Below are 1,469 nucleotides of genomic sequence, written 5' to 3'. Positions count from 1 at the left end.
TTTAGGTATTCGATCATTTTTAATTCTTTGTTATTTTGTTTTTCTTCAAGGTAATTTGAGCCTAGTTCATGATAAGGTTCTCCTGTTTTTAAGATGTTGTAAGCAATCGTTACTAGTAAATGGGCAGAAGCAATTCGTCCCTTCATTTTTCCCTTTCGTTTGGTAATTCTTTTTCGATGTGAAGCAATTCGATTATTTTGCCTTGAAGTCGCTAATACACACTCTACGGCCATCGTTTTCAAAGCTTTGTTACCTTGTGTGGTTTTACTCGTTTTTTTTTACCAGCACTTTCGTAATTTCCGGGACTTACACCAGCCCAAGAGGCAAGATGTTTAGCCGACTTAAATACGGACATATCAACGCCCATCTCTGCAATAAAAGTGGCTGCGGCAGCTTTGTTCACACCAGGTATACCATCCAATAATTCTACTTCCTTATGATATGGGGACAGGAGTTGATCAATTTGTTTTTCCAATTCTTCTATGGCTTTTTCTAAATAACCCATATGCTCCCAATGGTAACGCAACATATCACGATGATGACGGCGAATACGCCCATTAATTGCATGGGCAATGTCAGTAATACTTGCTTTTGTTCGCCAATCCACCATTTTTCGAAGACCATCGGTCTCTATTTTTTCACCGTTTAGAATGGCTTCAAGTATACGGCGTCCCGATACACCAAAAATGTCTGATAGAACGGATGTTAGCTTGATATTAGCATCTTGAAGAATTTTGTGAATGCGATTCTGCTCTGATGTGCGATGATGAATCAATTTTTTTCGATAACGAGTAAGATCACGTAAATCACGAATATCCTCCGGTGGAACAAAATTGCTTTCAATAAGTCCACATCTTAGAAGCTTAGCAAGCCATTCGGCATCTTTCACATCAGTTTTACGCCCTGGAACATTTTTGACATGTCTGGCATTGGCAAGAACAAGGTGAAAAGAATCTTCGAGTATATTCCATATTGGTTTCCAGTAGACTCCAGTACTTTCCATCACAACATCGGATACCTGAAGGGTAGTTAACCAATCACTTAAAGCCAAGAGTCCTGTTGTTGTAGTCGAAAACGTTTCAATAGAGATTTTTGGCTTTTTATCTAATGGACCAAATAATACACAGGCTACTACTGTTTCTTGGTGTACATCTAGGCCAGCACACCGTTCAATCATTGCTTCCATAGGAGAATCACCTCAAAAAAAGATTAACAATACATATGACAGGAGATTTGTTACAAAAATTTTTGTATACGTACTAGCAGTACACTAAATGGTTCTTCCATACTGTCACAACCAGTTTCTTATACAGGGTATCTTCCTTAAGATCCACCAAAAAAAGCTCAGCCTGGTTGTATTGTTATCATCCATTATCGTCAAGGGGTTAATGGGTTAGACTCTATTTTTGAGTTTAGATTTTCGTAGTAGATGGTGGCGGCGAGGAGCGCCGCCATAGAAGTTTCTTATG

1 protein-coding gene and 1 pseudogene are annotated in these 1,469 nt (G+C 38.8%); both read right to left on the bottom strand.

The genetic code is table 11. The features are described 5' to 3' along the window. A pseudogene (locus LQ203_RS27275) lies at window positions 1-242 on the bottom strand (hypothetical protein); the annotation flags it as partial. Further along, a complete protein-coding gene (locus LQ203_RS27270; protein WP_230163055.1) occupies window positions 239-1,186 on the bottom strand; it encodes an IS110 family transposase in 948 nt (315 codons plus the stop codon). The gene LQ203_RS27270 and the pseudogene LQ203_RS27275, both read right to left, overlap by 4 nt. Window positions 1,187-1,469: the final 283 nt, after the last annotated feature.

Origin of the sequence: Peribacillus sp. Bi96, assembly GCF_918698115.1 — a bacterium.
Lineage (GTDB): Bacteria > Bacillota > Bacilli > Bacillales > DSM-1321 > Peribacillus.
This window is presented reverse-complemented; position numbering and strand designations above follow the sequence as displayed.

Excerpts from the sequence above, each read along its gene's own strand:
- LQ203_RS27270 (WP_230163055.1), bottom strand. The coding sequence starts at position 1,186 with ATGGAAGCAATGATTGAACGGTGTGCTGGCCTAGATGTACACCAAGAA.